Annotated in this window: 15 protein-coding genes; 3 read left to right on the forward strand and 12 right to left on the reverse strand. The window is 61.8% G+C overall.

What is annotated here, in order from left to right; translation table 11 throughout:
• Window positions 1-9 precede the first annotated feature (9 nt).
• The 11 genes from paaK to paaA all read right to left on the reverse strand — a co-directional run bounded on the left by paaK (window position 10) and on the right by paaA (window position 10101).
• Entirely contained in the window at window positions 10-1326 is a 1317-nt protein-coding gene (paaK, locus tag ACSPHG_RS12615; RefSeq protein ID WP_435953849.1) for a phenylacetate--CoA ligase PaaK, read from the reverse strand.
• 22 nt (window positions 1327-1348) lie between these two features.
• A complete protein-coding gene (gene pcaF / locus ACSPHG_RS12620) occupies window positions 1349-2557 on the reverse strand; it encodes a 3-oxoadipyl-CoA thiolase (RefSeq protein ID WP_435953851.1) in 1209 nt (402 codons plus the stop codon).
• Window positions 2554-2979, reverse strand: a complete 426-nt coding sequence (gene paaI, locus ACSPHG_RS12625; protein WP_435953852.1) for a hydroxyphenylacetyl-CoA thioesterase PaaI — start codon at window positions 2977-2979, stop codon at window positions 2554-2556. The genes pcaF and paaI overlap by 4 nt, the downstream gene beginning before the upstream one ends.
• Window positions 2969-4396 carry a 3-hydroxyacyl-CoA dehydrogenase gene (locus ACSPHG_RS12630; RefSeq protein WP_435953853.1) on the reverse strand — a complete coding sequence of 476 codons (1428 nt, stop codon included), beginning with the start codon at window positions 4394-4396 and terminating at the stop codon, window positions 2969-2971. Before ACSPHG_RS12630 ends, paaI begins: the two co-directional genes overlap by 11 nt.
• Window positions 4396-5181: a 2-(1,2-epoxy-1,2-dihydrophenyl)acetyl-CoA isomerase PaaG gene (paaG, locus tag ACSPHG_RS12635; protein WP_435953855.1), complete on the reverse strand. Its 786-nt coding sequence runs from the start codon at window positions 5179-5181 to the stop codon at window positions 4396-4398. The genes ACSPHG_RS12630 and paaG overlap by 1 nt, the downstream gene beginning before the upstream one ends.
• 2 nt (window positions 5182-5183) lie before the next feature.
• A complete protein-coding gene (paaF, locus tag ACSPHG_RS12640; protein ID WP_435953856.1) occupies window positions 5184-5951 on the reverse strand; it encodes a 2,3-dehydroadipyl-CoA hydratase PaaF in 768 nt (255 codons plus the stop codon).
• Entirely contained in the window at window positions 5951-7018 is a 1068-nt protein-coding gene (gene paaE, locus ACSPHG_RS12645; protein ID WP_435953857.1) for a 1,2-phenylacetyl-CoA epoxidase subunit PaaE, read from the reverse strand. The genes paaF and paaE overlap by 1 nt, the downstream gene beginning before the upstream one ends.
• A gap of 7 nt (window positions 7019-7025) precedes the next feature.
• Window positions 7026-7523, reverse strand: a complete 498-nt coding sequence (gene paaD, locus ACSPHG_RS12650; RefSeq protein ID WP_435953859.1) for a 1,2-phenylacetyl-CoA epoxidase subunit PaaD — start codon at window positions 7521-7523, stop codon at window positions 7026-7028.
• Window positions 7524-7533: 10 nt separating this feature from the next.
• A complete protein-coding gene (gene paaC, locus ACSPHG_RS12655) occupies window positions 7534-8289 on the reverse strand; it encodes a 1,2-phenylacetyl-CoA epoxidase subunit PaaC (RefSeq protein ID WP_435953860.1) in 756 nt (251 codons plus the stop codon).
• A gap of 8 nt (window positions 8290-8297) precedes the next feature.
• Complete coding sequence (gene paaB / locus ACSPHG_RS12660; RefSeq protein ID WP_435953861.1) at window positions 8298-8585, reverse strand: 1,2-phenylacetyl-CoA epoxidase subunit PaaB; 288 nt, start codon at window positions 8583-8585, stop codon at window positions 8298-8300.
• Window positions 8586-9183: 598 nt separating this feature from the next.
• Window positions 9184-10101 carry a 1,2-phenylacetyl-CoA epoxidase subunit PaaA gene (gene paaA, locus ACSPHG_RS12665; RefSeq protein WP_435953863.1) on the reverse strand — a complete coding sequence of 306 codons (918 nt, stop codon included), beginning with the start codon at window positions 10099-10101 and terminating at the stop codon, window positions 9184-9186.
• Window positions 10102-10387: 286 nt separating this feature from the next.
• Between paaA and paaZ the strand changes: the two genes are divergently transcribed.
• From paaZ to tam, 3 genes are all read left to right on the forward strand, one after another.
• Window positions 10388-12433: a phenylacetic acid degradation bifunctional protein PaaZ gene (paaZ, locus tag ACSPHG_RS12670; protein ID WP_435953865.1), complete on the forward strand. Its 2046-nt coding sequence runs from the start codon at window positions 10388-10390 to the stop codon at window positions 12431-12433.
• A 422-nt stretch (window positions 12434-12855) separates the two neighbouring features.
• Complete coding sequence (gene tynA, locus ACSPHG_RS12675) at window positions 12856-15114, forward strand: primary-amine oxidase (RefSeq protein ID WP_435953867.1); 2259 nt, start codon at window positions 12856-12858, stop codon at window positions 15112-15114.
• Between the two features lie 136 nt (window positions 15115-15250).
• The gene (tam, locus tag ACSPHG_RS12680; protein ID WP_435953868.1) at window positions 15251-16006 is read left to right on the forward strand and encodes a trans-aconitate 2-methyltransferase; all 756 of its coding nucleotides are present in this window, start codon (window positions 15251-15253) and stop codon (window positions 16004-16006) included.
• A gap of 3 nt (window positions 16007-16009) precedes the next feature.
• Here the strand turns inward: tam and ACSPHG_RS12685 are convergent, their stop codons facing one another.
• Entirely contained in the window at window positions 16010-16612 is a 603-nt protein-coding gene (locus tag ACSPHG_RS12685; RefSeq protein WP_435953870.1) for a hypothetical protein, read from the reverse strand.
• Window positions 16613-16645 lie beyond the last annotated feature (33 nt).

The following is a 16645-nucleotide window of genomic DNA, read 5'->3' on the forward strand; positions in this document are numbered from 1 at the left end:
AACCGTACCCTATTGATTCGCCGCCTGGCGCAAATCGCAAACGCGTATCGCCTTACCTTCGGAGCGCGGCAGGCTGCCGCAGTTCACGATGCTGATATCCGTTGAGATCCCCACCATCGACTTAATGCGGTGGCGCAGCTGGTGGCAGACGGAACAGCGCTGCTCGTGGCTCAGGTACAGGCTGCTCTCTTTTAGCTCAACCTTCACCGACAGCGTGTCGAGATGGCCGTCGCGGTGGACTTCCAGCTGGTAGTGCGGCGCCAGGTGCTCGAACTTAACGATCTCCTCCTCAAGCTGTGACGGGAAGACATTCACGCCACGGATGATCAGCATATCGTCGGAGCGGCCGGTGATTCTGTCCATGCGGCGCATGGTTCTGGCGGTGCCCGGCAGCAGGCGCGTGAGGTCGCGGGTGCGATAGCGGATCACCGGCAGCGCCTCTTTGGTCAGCGTGGTGAACAGCAGTTCGCCCTGCTCGCCGTCGTCCAGCGGCGTTCCGCTAATCGGATTAACGATTTCCGGGTAGAAATGATCTTCCCAGATCGTTGGCCCGTCGGTGGTTTCCAGGCATTCCATCGCCACGCCCGGCCCCATCACTTCCGACAGGCCGTAGATATCCAGCGCGGTGATACCAAGGCGGCGTTCGATTTCGCGGCGCATGGCGTGCGTCCACGGCTCCGCGCCAAACACGCCCACGCGCAGCGAGCAGTCGCGGGCGTCGCCGCCCATCTGGCGCTCAAGCTCTTCAATCAGGTTCAGGCACCACGACGGGGTGACCATAATCATATCCGGGCGGAAATCGCGGATCAGCTGCGCCTGTTTTTCCGTCTGCCCGCCGGACATCGGGATCACCGTTGCGCCGAGGCGTTCGGCACCGTAGTGCGCGCCCAGCCCGCCGGTAAACAGCCCGTAACCATAGGCGACGTGAATTTTATCCTTCGGCGTACCGCCCGCGGCCCGCAGCGAACGGGCGACGATATCGGCCCAGGTATCGATGTCTTTTTGCGTGTAGCCGACGACCGTAGGCTTGCCGGTGGTGCCGGATGACGCGTGAATACGCACGATCTGCTCCATCGGCACGGCAAAGGTGTCGAACGGGTAGTTGTCGCGCAGATCCTGTTTGGTGGTGCAGGGAAAGAGGCGAAGGTCCTTCAGCTCTTTGAAATCATCGGGGTGGACGCCCACCGCGTCGAACTTGCGCTTGTACATCGGCACGTTGCTGTAGGCGTGGTTCAGCGTCCATTTCAGGCGCTGGGTTTGCAGCGCCTGCAGCTCGTCGGTTGACGCGGTTTCAATCGGTTCCAGCTTGGTTGTAGAGGTTATCATTATAGGGTACTCGCAGGTTTGATTAGCTCACACGCTCAAGGATCAGGGCAATGCCCTGGCCCACACCGATACACATCGTGCACAGGGCATAGCGCCCCTGCCGACGATGCAGTTCGTGGCTGGCGGCCAGCGCCAGTCGGGCTCCACTCATCCCCAACGGATGGCCTAAAGCGATGGCGCCGCCGTTGGGATTAACATGCGGGGCGTCGTCAGGCAGCCCCAGCTGTCGTAATACGCCCAGCGCCTGCGCGGCGAAGGCTTCGTTCAGTTCGATAACGTCCATATCCTTGATGGACAGCCCGGCAAGCTCCAGCACCTTTCGCGTGGCGGGCACCGGGCCAAGCCCCATATAGCGAGGTTCCACGCCCGCCGTCGCCATTGCCACAACGCGCGTTTTCGGCGTCAGGCCGTGGCGCTTCGCGGCGGCTGCGCTTGCGATGAGAAGCGCAGCCGCCCCGTCGTTTACGCCCGAGGCATTTCCGGCGGTAATCACGCCGCCCGCGCGAAACGGCGCTTTCAGTGCGTTCAATTGTTGCAAAGTTGTTTCCGGCCTGGGGTGTTCGTCTTCGCGAATTTCCGTCACGCTGCCCTTTTTACCTTTGAGCACAACCGGCACGATTTCCTGCTCCAGCACGCCGTTAGCCCTGGCCTGCTCCGCCCGCTGCTGGCTTCGTAAGGCGAAAGCATCCTGATCGGCACGGCTTATATTTAACAACTCCGCTACATTCTCTGCCGTTTCCGGCATGCTGTCAGTACCAAATTGTTCAGCCATGAGCGGGTTCACAAAACGCCAGCCGATGGTGGTGTCAAACAGCTCCGCCTGGCGCTGGAAGGCCGCGCTGGCCTTGCCCATCACGAACGGCGCGCGGGACATGGACTCCACGCCCCCCGCCAGCATCAGCTCGGCATCGCCGGCTTTGATCGCGCGCGCCGCCATGCCCAGCGCGTCAAGGCCCGAGCCGCACAGGCGGTTGATGGTCGTGCCGGAAATCGTCTGCGGCAGCCCGCTTAGCAGCGTTGCCATTCGCGCCACGTTGCGGTTGTCTTCCCCCGCCTGGTTGGCGCAGCCGAGGATCACGTCGTCCACGGCGTTCCAGTCAAGGCCTGGATAACGCGCCATCAGCGCCTTAAGGGGAATGGCGGCGAGATCGTCGGCGCGCACGGAAGAAAGCGCCCCGCCGTAGCGGCCAACCGGCGTTCGCACGCCGTCACAGATAAAAGCGTCGATCATAGTTTTGCTCCTGAAACGGACGTGCCGATACGGTGCGCCCGGCCGCGAAACAGCGCCACGGTTTTCTCGTGCTGGTTGATGATTTCAATGTCGTATACGCCGGTTAGGCGTCCCTGGGTGCGCATCCGTGCTATGGCGGTAAGCCGGTCGCCCGCATGTCCCGGTCGCACGAAATCAATGCTGCACCCGGAGGCTACCGCCGCCAGCCCCTGGCTGTTGCAGGCGTAGGCAAAGGCGGTATCGGCAAGGGTAAAAATCTGCCCGCCGTGGCAGGTTCGGTGGCCGTTGAGCATCGCCTCGGTGACGGTCATCGTCAGGCGCGCAAAGCCTTCGCCCATTTCCTGAATTTCGATGCCCATCTGCCGCGCGCAGCTGTCCTGCGCGTACATTTCGCGGGCGTTTTCCCATGCGTTAGTGTTCATGCTGAGTCTCCAGCAGCGCGCGCTGGCGCAGCAGCGAGGTGGGACGGTAACGCTCTTCGCCGTAGTGCTGTTGCAGGTTTTCCAGCAGCCGCAGAACGTTCTGCCAGCCCAGTTCCGCCCCCCAGGCCAGCGGCCCGTGCGGGTAGTTGACGCCGAGGCGCATGGCGGTGTCGATGTCCTGTTCGCAGGCGACGCCCTTTTGCAGCGCGTCGAGCGCCTCGTTTGCCAGCATCGCCACCGTGCGCCACACCAGCATTCCGGGATAATCGTTGATTTGCAGCACCCGTTTGCCCTGCCGCTGGAAGTAGCCAATCGCCTGCGCGGTTTGCTCCGGCGCGTTGCCCGCGGCGGCGGCCAGCACCACCAGCGGCGCGTGCTGCCAGTCGTTAACCAAATCGATAAGCACCACCGGGCGGTTCAGCCGTTTCGATACCTGGGTCGCCGTTTCGCCCTGCGTCACCTGAACCAGGACGTCATCCAGCTCTACGCCAGAAAAAGTGACACTGTCACTTAACATTGAGACTTGCCCAGCCTCAAACGGCAGCGCCTCGTCAAGCGGCCAGCGGTAGACGCCCTGGCCGGTTTTCCTGCCGAGGCGCTTGCCCAGCACCAGCTCCTGCTGGATTAGCGACGGTAAAAAGCGCCGCTCCTGCCAGAAGCCGTTGAACACCGAGCAGGTCACCGCAAAATTCACGTCCTGGCCGATTAAATCGGTGAGCGCCAGCGGCCCCATCGGAAAGCCGCCGCAGTCGCGCAGCGCCGCGTCAATCACCGCCGCAGGCGCAACCTGCTCTTCCAGCGCCCGCCAGGCTTCGGCGTAGAACGGTCGCGCCACGCGATTCACGATAAAGCCCGGCGTGGACTGGCAGCGCACCGGCCGTTTGCCCCAGCGCAGCGCCAGCTCGGTCAGGCTGTCGAGCACGGCAGGCTCGGTTTCCAGCCCGCTGACCACTTCGACCAGCTTCATCACCGGCGCGGGGTTGAAGAAATGCAGCCCCACCACGCGCGCCGGGTGCGGCACGCCGCTGGCAATGGCGGTGATGGAGATAGACGAGGTATTGCTGGCAAAAATGGCTTCCGGCGGGCAAACCGCCGCCAGGTCACGGAAAATCGCCTGCTTGACGTCGATTTGCTCGGCGGCGGCTTCGACGATCAGATCCGCATCGGCAAGGTCTGCGAGGCTTCCCGCTGCCGTAAGGCGTGCAACGGTTGCCGCTTTGTCGGCTTCGCTAAGCTTGCCTTTGGCAACGCGAGCGCCGAGCGCGGTGGCGATACCGTTAATGGCGCGGTTCGCCGCCCCGGCCTGAATGTCATAGAGCCTGACCGGGTGCCCGGCCTGCGCCGCGACCTGCGCGATGCCCGCGCCCATGGTGCCGCCGCCGATCACCGCGACGGTGGAATGCGGAGTTAGCGTCATCATTTCCCCCTGAAGGTTGGGCTGCGTTTTGCGAGGAAGGCCGCAACGCCTTCGCGATAATCTTCGCTGCGTCCGGCAAGGCGCTGGTAGTCGCGCTCAAGGTCAAGCTGCGCGTCCAGCGTGTTGGTTTCGGAAGCCAGCAGCGCCTGCTTCACCAGGCCAAGGCCAAACGTTGGCTGGCTGGCGAAATGCGCGGCAAGCCCACGGGCGGTATCGGTCAACGCCTCGTCGTCCACCGCCTGCCAGATCATGCCCCAGCGCTCGGCCTGCTCGGCGCTAAGCTTGTCGCCCAGCAGCGCCAGCCCCGTTGCGCGAGCACGCCCCGCAAGGCGCGGCAGGAACCAGGTGCCGCCGCAGTCCGGCACCAGCCCCAGCCTGCTGAAGGACATAACGAAGTTGGCGGAGCGTGCGGCGATCGCAATGTCGCAACCCAGCGCCAGCGTAGCCCCGGCCCCCGCCGCCACGCCGTTAACGGCGGCAATCACCGGCTTCGGCAGCTTTGCCAGCCGCCTGACCAGCGGGTTATAGAAATTCTCCACCGATGCGCCCAGGTCAGGCGCGGTACCGGTCGGGTCAACGTTGCGGTCGTTCAGGTCCTGGCCCGCGCAAAACGCGCGGCCTGCACCGGTTATCAGCAGGCAGCGAATCGTCTCGTCGCGCTCGGCCTGCGCGAGGGTTTCCGCAAGCTGACGGTGCATCTCATCATTGAAACTGTTCAGGCGTTCCGGGCGATTCAGGGTCAGCGTCATCACGCCGTTTTGCACTTCGCTTAGGATAAAACTCATGGCTATCGTCCTTTAAACGCGGCGGGTCTTTTTTCCAGGAACGCGCTGATGCCTTCCTGACGATCTTCGGTTGCGGCCAGCAGCGTAAAAAGCTGGCGCTCCTGCTGTAGCCCCTGGGCGAGCGACGCTTCGTGCGCCTGGCGCAGGGCGGTTTTCGCCGCCTGGAGGGCAAGCGGCGCGTGTTGTGCGATACGCGCCGCAAGTTTCTGCGCGTATTCCAGCGTTAAGGCCGCCGGGTACACGTCGGCAACCAGCCCCGCCTGCTGCGCCCGTTCGGCGCTGAGAGCCTCGCCGGTCAGCACCATGCGGAAGGCCAAAGCCTTGCCGACGCTGCGGATCAGGCGCTGCGTGCCGCCCGCGCCGGGCATTATTCCCAGCGTGATTTCCGGCAGCCCGAAGCGCGCGTTATCCCCGGCGACGGCGATATCGCACAGCATCACCAGCTCGCAGCCCGCGCCCAGCGCGTAGCCGTTCACCGCCGCCAGCAGCGGCTTGGGGAAGCGGTCGATGCGCGCCCAAAGCTGCGGGCGCGGGTCGTTGAGCGTGGCGGGCATATCGCGGCTCGCCATCTCCTTAAGATCGGCCCCCGCCGCGAAAAAACGCTCGCTGCCGGTGATAACCACCGCGCCAATCCCGGCGTCGCGTTCGGCCTTTTCCAGCTCGTTTGCCAGGCTTTCCAGCAGCGCGTTGTTCAGGGCGTTGCGGGCCTCGGGACGATGCAGGGTCAGCGTCAGCACCCGCTCGTTTTGGCTAATCAGTAATTCGCTCATCACAGCCCCTGCGCGTCGAAGTCGATAACCACGCCGTCGCCCTTCGGCAGCGCCTGGCAGCTCAGCACGTAGCCCGCCGCCAGCTGGTCCGGCTCGAGGCTGTAGTTGACGCCCATTTCCACCTCGCCGCCGATCACCTTGCAGCGGCAGGTGGCGCACACCCCGCCCTTGCAGGCGTAGGGCAAATCCGCGCCCTGGCGCAGCGCGGCGTCAAGGATGCTTTCGTCGTGGGCGTCGAGGGTGATTTTGCGCTCGCGCCCGTCCTGGCGCAGCGTGACGACGCGGCCTGCGGCCTGCTCGCGGCTGCGGCGGCTCGGGGCAGTGCCCGGCGTGTTGAAGTGTTCAATGAAGATATTTTCCTGCGCGACGCCCATCTCCAGCAGCGCGGCCTCGGCGTCCAGCATCATGCTTTGCGGCCCGCAGATAAAGGTGCGGTCGAAGCCCTTAACGTCCAGCAGATGGTCGCCCAGCGCCTTGAGCTTCGCGCCGTCCAAGCGCCCGCTCAGCAGCTCGCTTTCCTGCGCCTCCTGGCTGAACAGGTACACCAGCTGCAGGCGCTGCGGATAACGGTCCTTCAGGTCGGCCAGCGCCTGGCGGAACATCATGCTGCGGCTGCTGCGGTTGCCGTAGACCAGCGTGACGCGGCTGTGCGGCTCGGTGGCAAGCGTTGCGCTGACGATCGCCAGCATGGGCGTAATGCCCGACCCCACCGCCAGCGCCAGATAGTTGCCCCGGGTTTGCGGCTGCGGCTGGTAGCCGAAGGTGCCCTGGGGGATCATCACCTCCATCGCCATTCCGGCCACCAGGTCGGTCACCGCATAGTGCGAGAAGCGCCCGCCCTCGATGGCCTTGACCGCCACGCAGATTTCGCCCGGCGCCTCCGCGCGGCAGATGGAGTAACAGCGGCGCAGCTCTTCATCGCCCAGCCGGGTTTTGAGGGTTAAATGCTGGCCGGGTTTAAAGGCGTAATGGTCGCGCAGCTCGGCGGGAACGGCGAAGGTGATGGCCACCGCCTCTGCGGTTTCCCGTTCAACACGCGCCACCTTAAGCGAATGAAACGTCGTCATGGCAACCTCAAATACATTTAAAGTAATCAAAGGGTTCGCGGCAGCTGTCGCAGCGGTAGAGCGCTTTGCAGGCCGTGGAACCGAATTCGCTAATCAGCGTGGTATGCAGGCTGCCGCAGCGCGGGCAGCTGACTTCGGCGCTGGCGTTCACGTGGCAGGCGTGCCCCTGCGGCGGGCTGATGCCGTATTCGCGCAGCCGGGTTTTGGCGGCGGGCGTCATCCAGTCGGTGGTCCACGCCGGGTGCAGCATCTGTTCGATGTGCACCGGGCGCAGATCCGCCGCCTCCATCGCCTCGCGGATCGCCGCCAGCAGAAAATCTGTCGCCGGGCAGCCGGAGTACGTCGGCGTGAAGCCGATGTGCCAGCCGTCGTCGCGGTGCTGCACGCTCCGCACCATGCCCAGGTCGGTAATCGTCAGCACCGGGATTTCCGGGTCGCTGATTTGCCCGAGGATGCGCCACACGTCGCGAGCCCGCGCGGGCTGCAGAGCGTCGAGTATTTGCATTACGTCCTCCCTACCACTGCAGGTCTGGATAAGCGCGCGGCAGGTACTGCATTTCGGCCAGCAGCGGGCCTAAATGTTCGGTGTGCAGCCCCTGTTTGCCGCCGGTGCGGTACGGGGATTCCGCAGGTTTTTCAAGCGAGGCGTCGCGCAGGGCGCTGAACACCTCGGCTTCCCACTCGGCGCGCAGGCCGCGCGGGTCAACCGCGATGCCCTTCTCGGCGAGATCCAGCTCCAGCTCGTCGGCGGTGAACATTTCGCCGGTAAAGCGCCAGAGCTGATTCAGCGCGCGCTGCATTTTCTGCTGGGAAAGCTCGGTGCCGTTGCCGAGGCGCACCAGCCAGCCGCGGCTAAAGCGCAGGTGGTAGCGCACCTCTTTGATGGCCTTGGCGGCGATGGCGGCGAGCTGTAAATCGCGGCTGGCGGCAAGGCGGCTGAAGAGCGCGACGTGCCAGGCGTCCAGCAGATACTGGCGCATCAGCGTGTCGGCAAAGTCGCCGTTCGGCTGTTCGCTCAGCAGCAGATTGTGGTACTGACGCTCGTCGCGCCCGAAGGCCAGCCGGTCTTCGTCGAGCCGTTCGTTTTGCAGCTCGGCGGCGTAGGTCAGAAAGTTGCGCGCCTGGCCGAGGAGATCCAGACCGATGTTCGCCAGCGCCAGGTCGATTTCCAGCTCGGGCGCGTGCCCACACCAGCCGGTCAGGCGCTGGGACAGCACGAGGCAGGTATCGCCAAGGCGCAGGCTGTAGGTGGTTAACGGGGAATAGGTCATGGCGCGCCTCACATGTGCTCGATGCCGTCAGGCAGGGTGTAAAACGTGGGGTGGCGATAGATTTTGCTTTCCGCCGGGTCGAAGAACGCCGGGCGCTCTTCCGGCTGCGAGGCGACGATTTCGCAGGCCTTCACCACCCAGATAGAGCAGCCTTCGCTGCGGCGGGTATAGGCATCGCGGGCGTTTTCCAGCGCCATCTGTTCGTCGGCGGCGTGCAGGCTGCCGACGTGGCGGTGCGACAGCCCCTGTTTGCTGCGGATAAAGACTTCGTATAGCGGCCAGTAGATTTTGCTCATCGGGGGTTCCTTAGATTCTTTTGGCGTTCTTTTGGTGTTCTTTTGGTGTTCTTTTGGTGTTCTTTTGGTGGATGCGCTGCGCTTATCCACCCTACGGGTTCGGCGTTTATGTTCGGTTTTCTGGTTCGGCATTCTTTTGGTGGATGCGCTGCGCTTATCCACCCTACGGTCCGGCGTTTACGTTGGCGCTCGGGTTCGGCGTTCTTGTGGTGGATGCGCTGCGCTTATCCACCCTACGGTTCGGCGCTTATGTCGGCGCTCGGGTTCGGCGTTCTTTTGGTGGATGCGCTGCGCTTATCCACCCTACGGTTCGGCGTTTATGTTCGGCGCTCGGGTTCGGCGTTCTTGTGGTGGATGGCGCTGCGCTTATCCACCCTACGGTTCGGCGCTTATGTCGGCGCTCGGGTTCGGCGTTCTTGTGGTGGATGGCGCTGCGCTTATCCACCCTCCGGTTCGGCGTTTATGTCGGCGCTCGGGTTCGGCGTTCTTTTGGTGGATGGCGCTGCGCTTATCCACCCTACGGGTTCGGCGTTTACGTTGGCGCTCGGGTTCGGCGTTTGTAGGTCGGATAAGCGCAGCGCCATCCGACATTGCATCGTCACCCGGCACGCTTCGCGGCATACGCCAATGCGGCTTCGCGAACCCACGCGCCCTCTTCCCACGCCTTGCGCTTGGCGGCGAGGCGTTCCTCGTTGCACAAACCGCGGCCGGCGATCACCTCGTTAAACTCGTCCCAATCGATCGCGCCGAACTCGTAGTGCGCGGTGGCCTCGTTCCAGAACAGATCTTTGTCCGGCACGGTCATGCCGAGCAGTTCGACCTGCGGCACGGTGTTGTCCACGAAGCGCTGGCGCAGCTCGTCGTTGCCGAAACGCTTGATCTTCCACGCGAGGCTCTGCGCGCTGTTCGGCGAGCTGTCGTCGTTGGGGCCAAACATCATCAGCGCGGGCCACCAGAAGCGGTTGATGGCGTCCTGCAGCATCTGGCGCTGCGCGTCGCTGCCGTTCGCCAGCACGGTGCAGGCCTCAAAACCCTGACGCTGGTGGAAGCTCTCTTCTTTGCAGATTTTCACCATCGCCCGGGCGTAAGGCCCGTAGGAGGTGCGGCACAGCGCAACCTGGTTAACGATTGCCGCGCCGTCCACCAGCCAGCCGATGACGCCGATATCCGCCCAGTTCAGCGTCGGATAGTTAAAGATCGACGAGTACTTCATCTTGCCGTCGAGCATCTTCTGGTAGATGTCCTCGCGGGCGCAGCCGAGCGTTTCCGCCGCGCTGTAGAGGTACAGCCCGTGCCCCGCCTCGTCCTGCACCTTGGCCAGCAGAATGGCCTTGCGCTTCAGGCTCGGCGCGCGGGTCAGCCAGTTGCCCTCCGGCAGCATGCCGACGATTTCGGAGTGGGCGTGCTGGCCGATCTGGCGAATCAGCGTTTTACGGTAGTGCTCCGGCATCCAGTCCTGCGGCTCAATCGCGATTTCCTGCGCGATTCGCTCATCAAAGCGCTGTTGTTCTGTCACGTCATCACCTTTTATGATTCAAATTAAACTCATCAAATGCGTTTTGATGAATCACTTAATGATTAAAAGTTACCGATAAGTTAACCAAAACAGCAAAATTAACACGCATGCTTTGTGAGCATTATCACGATAAATTTACATATATTGTTAATATTTAATAACTTAAAAAACACACGACAAATCGACGAAATCACATTGTTAATAAATTATTAAATTACAACTTGATTTTTATGATTCACAAATCAACCATTGAATCCATTAAACGTAATGCTTAGTGGAGAACGTGATGCAACAGTTAACAAGCTATCTGGCGGGTAAATGGACGCGCGGCCACGGTGAAGAACGGACGATTAATCATGCAATTAGCGGCGAGGCGTTGTATCAGGTAACCAGCGCCGGGCTGGATATGGCGCAGGCGCGCCGCTTCGCTATTGATAAGGGTGGCGAAGCGCTACGCGCCATGACGTTCGTCCAGCGCGCGGCGATGATCAAAGCCGTGGCGAAGCACCTGCTGGCGCAGAAAGAGTCGTTTTACGAGATTTCGTACCAGACGGGCGCCACCCGCGCGGACGGCTGGGTCGATATTGAAGGCGGCATCGGCACGCTGTTCGCCTACGCGGGCATGGGCAACCGCGAGCTGCCGGACGACGTGCTGTGGCCGGAAGACGAAACGATCCCACTGTCCAAACAGGGCGGCTTCGCGGCGCGGCACGTGCTGACCTCAAAATCCGGCGTGGCGCTGCACATCAACGCGTTCAACTTCCCGTGCTGGGGCATGCTCGAAAAGCTTGCGCCGACCTGGCTTGCGGGCGTTCCGGCGATCGTTAAACCGGGCACGCCGAGCGCGCAGCTTACCCATGCGATGGTGACGGCGATCGTCGATTCCGGGCTGGTGCCGGACGGGGCTATCAGCCTGATCTGCGGCGGCGTCGGCAACCTGTTGGATCTGCTCGACGAGCAGGACGTGGTGACCTTTACCGGCTCTGCCAGCACCGGTCAAAGGTTACGTTGTCACTCAAATATCGTCGCCCGCTCCATTCCGTTCACCATGGAGGCCGACTCCCTTAACTGCTGCGTGCTGGCCGAAGACGTCACGCCATACCAGCCCGAATTCGCGCTGTTTATCCGCGAAGTGGTCCGCGAAATGACGGCGAAAGCCGGGCAAAAATGCACCGCGATACGGCGCATCATCGTGCCGCAAAACCAGCTTGAAAACGTCACCCAGGCGCTGAAGGCGAAGCTTGTAAAAATCCAGCCCGGCGACCCGGCGCAGGAAGGCGTCAGAATGGGCGCGCTGGTGAGCCTCGAGCAGCGCGACGACGTGCAGCAAAAGGTGGATCGGCTGATTGCCGCCGGGTGTATGGCGGTGACGGGCGGCAAGGCCGATACCGGCCTGCGCGGCGCGTTCTTCCCGCCGACGCTGCTGGTTTGCCACCAGCCGGACGAAACGCCTGCGGTTCACGAGCTGGAAGCCTTCGGCCCGGTCGCCACCCTGATGCCGTATCGCGATGCGGAACATGCGATGGCGCTGGCGCGAGCGGGCCAGGGTAGCCTTGCGGGCACGCTGGTCACGGCGGACGGCAACATCGCGCGGCAGTTCATTCTGGGCGCGGCCCGCGCGCACGGGCGTATTCAGGTGCTGAACCAGGCGTCTTCCGTCGAATCCACCGGCCACGGCTCGCCGCTGCCGATGCTGGTTCACGGCGGCCCCGGTCGCGCGGGCGGCGGCGAAGAGCTTGGCGGCCTGCGCGCGGTTAAACACTACATGCAGCGCACGGCGATTCAGGGCAGCCCGACGATGCTGGCGGCGATCAGCAGGCAGTGGAGCTACGGCGCGGCGGTGGAGTCAGACGCCGTTCACCCGTTCCGTAAACACTTTGAAGATCTGAAGATTGGCGAGAGCCTGCTGACCGCCCGCCGCACCGTTACCGAGGCGGATATCGCCAACTTCGCCAACCTCAGCGGCGATCGTTTCTACGCCCACGTCGATAAAATCGGCGCGGCGGAGTCGTTCTTCGGCGAACGCGTGGCGCACGGCTATTTTGTGGTTTCCGCCGCCGCCGGGCTGTTCGTTGACCCAGGCGTGGGGCCGGTTATCGCCAACTACGGCATGGAGAACCTGCGCTTCATCGAGCCGGTGAAAATCGGCGATACCCTGCAGGTGCGGCTGACCTGCAAGCGCAAAACCGCCAAGCCGCAGAAAACGCCGGAAGATAAGCCGGTGGGCGTCGTGGAATGGGCGGTTGAGGTGATGAATCAAGAGCAGCAGTCCGTGGCGCTGTATTCCATTTTGACATTGGTGGCGCGCAGGGCCGGGGAATTTAATGCGTAACCCTGGCTTTTCGGCGGATGGCGCTTTCGCTTATCCGCCCTACAAATAAAACCACACGTCGGTTAAGAATAAGCCAACCCCGCACGTCGGGTAAGCGCAGCGCCACCCGGAATAAACTAATCCCGTAGGTCGGGTAAGCGCAGCGCCACCCGGAATAAACTAATCCCGTAGGTCGGGTAAGCGCAGCGCCACCCGGAATAAGCCAATCCCGTAGGTTGGGTAAGCGCAGCGCCACCCGGAATAAGCCAATCCCGTAGGTCGGGTAAGCGCAGCGCCACCCGACACAAGCGTATTCCGACACAGTTTGGCAACGTCAGCAAAATGATTGGCAGGCACGACAATATATCCTCGCTGGGAAGTTGTTATGTTGCATTCACGCCCGTTTCGCAAACAACTTTACCTCTGCCAGGAGTGAGATATTCATGACATTGACGACTGGAAAAAAAGCCCTCACCTTAGCCATCGCCCTGCTGACCTCAACCGCCGCCCTTGCTCACGGCGGCGAGGCGCATATGGTGCCGATGGAAAAAACCCTCAAGGCGTTTGGCGCTGACGTGCAGTGGGACGACTACGCGCAGATGTTTACCCTTCTAAAAGACGGTGCCTATGTGAAGGTAAAACCTAATGCCCACTCCGCCATCGTCAACGGTAAAACGCTACAGCTAGCAGTGCCGGTTATTTTTAAAGATAAAACCGCGTATATTTCAGACGGCTTTATTAACGAGGTATTCCAGTCCGGCCTCGATCAAACTTTTGCGGTAGAGAAAAAGCCGCATCCGCTTAATTCCCTTTCCGCCGACGAAATAACCAAAGCCGTTTCTATTATTCAGGCCGCGCCTGGCTTTAAGCCCGGCACGCGCTTTACGGAAATATCGCTGCACGAGCCGCCTAAAGACCAGGTGTGGGATTTTGCGATGAGCGGCAAAGCGGTGACCGACGCGCGCAAGGCCGACGTCATCATGCTCAACGGCGCGCATATCATTGAAGGCGTGGTGGATTTGAACGCCGGGAAGGTTCTCGCCTGGCAGCCGATCCCCGGCGCGCACGGCATGGTGCTGCTGGATGATTTCGCAAGCGTGCAGTCGATAATCAACGGCAGCGCGGAGTTCGCAGAGGCGCTGAAAAAACACGGCGTCAGCGACCCGAAAAAGGTAATCACTACCCCGCTGACCGTCGGCTATTTCGACGGTAAAGACGGCCTGAAGCAGGACCAGCGGCTGCTGAAGGTGGTGAGCTATCTGGACGTTGGCGACGGCAACTACTGGGCGCACCCGATTGAGAACCTGGTGGCGGTGGTCGATCTTGAGCAGAAGAAAATCATCAAAATCGAAGAAGGCCAGGTGATTCCGGTGCCGATGAACCCGCGCCCCTATGATGGCCGCGACCGGAACGCCGCGCCGCTTAAGCCGCTGGATATCGTCGAGCCGGAAGGCAAAAACTACACCATCACCGGCGACACCGTTCACTGGCAGAACTGGGATTTCCACCTGCGGCTGAACTCGCGCGTCGGCCCGATACTGTCCACCGTGACCTATAACGACGGCGGCACCAGGCGCAAGATTATGTACGAAGGATCGCTCGGCGGGATGATCGTGCCCTACGGCGACCCGGACGTGGGCTGGTACTTTAAGGCCTATCTGGACGCGGGCGACTATGGCATGGGCACGCTCACCTCGCCAATCGCGCGCGGCAAAGACGCGCCGGGCAACGCGGTGCTGCTGGACGAAACCCTCGCCGATTACACCGGTAAACCGACCACTATCCCGCACGCGGTGGCTATTTTTGAGCGCTACGCCGGGCCGGAGTATAAGCACCAGGAGATGGGCCAGCCGAACGTCAGCACCGAGCGGCGCGAGCTGGTGGTACGCTGGATAAGCACCGTGGGCAACTACGACTACATCTTCGACTGGGTATTCCACCAGAACGGCACCATCGGCATCGACGCGGGCGCAACGGGCATCGAGGCGGTGAAGGGCGTGCAGGCAAAAACCATGCACGACGCCACCGCCAAAGACGACACCCGCTACGGCACGCTTATCGACCACAATATCGTCGGCACCACCCACCAGCATATTTATAACTTCCGCCTCGATCTGGACGTGGACGGCGAAAACAACAGGCTGGTCGCGCTCGACCCGGAGGTGAAGCCGAATACCGCAGGCGGCCCGCGCACCAGCACCATGCAGATTAACCAGTACGACATCTCCACCGAGCAGCAGGCCGCGCAGAAGTTCGACCCCGGCACCATCCGCCTGCTGAGCAACACCCGCAAAGAGAACAGGATGGGCAACCCGGTTTCCTATCAGATAATCCCCTACGCGGGCGGCACCCACCCGGTGGCTACGGGCGCGAAGTTCGCCCCGGACGAATGGATTTATCACCGCCTGAGCTTTATGGATAAACAGCTGTGGGTAACGCGCTACAGCCCGGACGAGCGCTATTCGGAGGGCAAATACCCGAACCGTTCCGCGCACGATACGGGTCTCGGCCAGTACATCAAAGACAACCAGGCGTTGGATAACAGCGACGACGTGGTGTGGATGACCACCGGCACCACCCACGTCGCCCGCGCCGAAGAGTGGCCGATCATGCCAACCGAATGGGTGCACGCGCTGCTCAAACCCTGGAACTTCTTTAATGAAACGCCAACGCTTGCCGAGGCGGGGAAGCAGAATAAATAGGCCGCTACGTTTGATCGCGCTGACGCTTATCAAACCTACGTACAGGGTGCATCATTCCCTTACCTGATTGTTGACGCCATGTTACAAAAGACGCGCATAAACTACGCTTATGGCAATCTAAACAGGAGAAAAACCAATGCAGGACTGGAACCCGGCGCTGTATTTGCAGTTTGAAGCGGAACGCACCCGCCCGGCGGCCGAGCTTGCCGCGCGTATCCACTCGCCCGACGCACGGCACATTTCGGATTTAGGCTGCGGCCCCGGCAACAGCACCGCGCTGCTGCATCAGGCGTGGCCGCAGGCAACGATCGCCGGGCTGGACAACTCGCCCGCGATGCTTGAAAAGGCCCGCGCGGCGCTGCCCGGCTGCACGTTTGAGCTGGTGGATATCGCCGAATGGCGGCCTGCCGTGAAGCAGGACGTGATTTACGCCAACGCCTCGCTGCAGTGGCTGGGCAACCACCGCACTCTGTTTCCTCATCTTGCTCATCAGCTTGCGGAGAAAGGCGTTTTAGCGGTGCAGATGCCGGATAACTGGCAGGAGCCAACGCATGTGCTGATGCGCGAGGTGGCCGCAGAGCTGGGCAATCCCCCGGCCGGACGTGAGGCGCTGCTGAGCGCCAATGACTATTACGACCTGCTGGCCCAGGCGGGCTGCCTGGTGGATATCTGGCGAACCACCTACTTTCACGTGATGCCTTCGCACCGCGCGATTATCGAATGGCTAAGCTCCACCGGGCTGCGGCCCTACCTTGCCGGTCTTGACGCCATCCAGCAGGAAGCATTTCTGGAGCGCTATCACCACCTGTTGCAGCAGGCCTACCCGACGCAGGCGGACGGCAGCGTGCTGATGCTATTCCCGCGTTTGTTTATCGTCGCGCGTAGGGTTTAAAAGCTAGCCTCGGCCTGCGGTAGCCCGATACCAGACCGCCGCCTGCAGGCAGAGGATATAGCCGAACATTTCGGTACCCTCCTCGACCATATTTTTCACCAGCCGGTTGTAGCCGTCGAGCATCAGCCCCTGCCACAGCTCGTGCATGCCGAACAGGCGGGAGAAGATCAGCACGCAGAGCAGGCCGGAGAGCATCATGCCGTAGGCGGGGTGACGCATGAACGCGGCCAGCCCCTCAAGCGCCCTTTCCCTGTTGCTGAACGCGTAGACAAGACAGGCGACGGCGGTCGCCAGCGCGAACCAAACCCAGGAGCCGTGGGCAAGCTCATCAAAGGCGAAATCGAGTTCGCGAATTAACATGCAGGTGAAAAAACCGCCGATAAGTACGCTTACCGGGCGACGGGATGGGACTTTCCTGGCGTGTGCGAAAAACAGCAGCGCTATTAAAAAGAGGATGCTTTCCTGGGCAATTTCGGTGAAGGAGTTTTCGCGGACAAAATCGTGGAACCAGATAACGTCGCTAAACAAAATGAGCAGGCCTAAAACAACGGCAACGACGCTAATAATAACAAACAGCAGGCGCTTCAAAATAAAATTAATAGGCATAAGTCTTTCTAATTATAAAAAGGACATTATGCC

The sequence above is a fragment of the Dryocola baronae genome, assembly GCF_051297175.1.
Lineage (GTDB): Bacteria > Pseudomonadota > Gammaproteobacteria > Enterobacterales > Enterobacteriaceae > Dryocola.